At 66.0% G+C, this 1239-nt stretch carries 3 protein-coding genes; 1 reads left to right on the top strand and 2 read right to left on the bottom strand.

The genetic code is table 11. The features are described from left to right. Positions 1-203 precede the first annotated feature (203 nt). Positions 204-524: a DUF2845 domain-containing protein gene (locus tag AC1DOC_RS34205; RefSeq protein WP_012746155.1), complete on the top strand. Its 321-nt coding sequence runs from the start codon at positions 204-206 to the stop codon at positions 522-524. Between the two features lie 47 nt (positions 525-571). On the opposite strand, the gene AC1DOC_RS34200 is transcribed toward AC1DOC_RS34205, so the two are convergent. Then, positions 572-862 (bottom strand): DUF1330 domain-containing protein, encoded by a 291-nt coding sequence (locus AC1DOC_RS34200; protein WP_012746156.1) that lies wholly within the window; start codon positions 860-862, stop codon positions 572-574. A 56-nt stretch (positions 863-918) separates the two neighbouring features. Beyond that, positions 919-1239, bottom strand: a 321-nt coding sequence (locus AC1DOC_RS34195; protein ID WP_478131639.1) for a hypothetical protein, incomplete at its 5' end; no start/stop codon positions are given.

Here is a 1239-nt window from a genome sequence, read left to right as displayed (position 1 = left end):
CATCTGGACCAGCTCGGCGCAGACGGGCGTCGTGCTTCCTGCCGGGATCGACTGCTTCCAGTTTGCCCGCGCGGACCTGGCCGGCTTGCCGCAGGCGCCTGCGCGCTTCGATGCACCGCGCATGGCGCGCACGGACAATGCCTGAGCTTCTCTCAAAAAGTTCTCACCCCCACCACTGGAGCCTTTGGCTCGCGGCGGCGTTCATGGCCATCCTTGTTCCGTCCGCCGAAGCTTCCCAGTCGATGGGCTGCAACGGTTCGCTCGTGGGCAAGGGCGATTCGCCCGTGTCGCTGCTTCAGAAATGCGGCGAGCCGATCTATCGCCAGAGCGTCTGCGTGCCGATGCTGCAGCTCGGCTGGATCGTGACGCCCTACCGCGCGGGCAGTCCCCAGGCGATTCTTGCGAACCAGTGCGTTCCCATGGAGGAATGGACATACGACCGCGGTCGCGGTGCATTCCTTGGCGTCGTGCGCATCTACAACGGCGCAATCGAATCCGTGCGCGACGGCGAGCGCAGCCGGTGAAAGCCAGGGCACCGGACATGCCCTGAGAGCCCGATCCCCTGGATGTCTCAGACCCCTTCGATGATCCGCAGGTCCCGTTCCGCGCCGTCGCCCAGCGCGTCAAGCGCGGCCTGGTAGTCGGGGCTGTCGTGCACGGCCCTGGCCTGCTCGACGCTGTCGAACTCGATCAGCACGGTGCGTTGGGACAGGCCGAACTCGTAGACCTCGGCGGGCAGGCCGCGCGCAAGAAAGCGGCCGCCGCCGGCGGTGATGGCCGGGCCGGCCAGTTTTGCGTAGGCCGCGAGTTTGTCGGCGTCGTTGACGGCACGGTACGCGCTGACCCAGTAGGCTTTTGCCATGGTGATTTCTTCTCTGTCTGTTGCTGAGCGCGCAATATAGCTCGCCCGCTGCGCCCTCAGTCCCACGCAGGAAGTTCGTGCAGCGCATCGTTGGGGTGGCCCACGACGTCGACGCCGGTGATGCCGGCGCCGCCCGGCAGGAGCTGGACATCGCAAACCACCTCCCAGGCATGGCTTTCGGTGCGCCGTGCAAGGCACACTTCCTCGCCGGCGGCGAGGAGCTCCACGCATTCGCCGATGCCGATGCGCCGTGCCGCGCCAAGCGCGAATTCGGTCGAGCCGAACTCCTGCTCCACCACCGGGTGAATCGCGACGAGATCGATCTTTCCGTCGCTGAAGTGAACAGCGGTAATTGCATGCTGGGCCATGTTCAACCT

The organism is Variovorax sp. 01T439_2 (assembly GCF_056398445.1).
This window is presented reverse-complemented; position numbering and strand designations above follow the sequence as displayed.

What these genes read in the sequence shown, in the direction of transcription:
- AC1DOC_RS34205 (WP_012746155.1), top strand. Translation starts at nt 204, where the DNA reads ATGGCCATCCTTGTTCCGTCCGCCGAAGCTTCCCAGTCGATGGGCTGC.
- AC1DOC_RS34200 (WP_012746156.1), bottom strand. Translation starts at nt 862, where the DNA reads ATGGCAAAAGCCTACTGGGTCAGCGCGTACCGTGCCGTCAACGACGCC.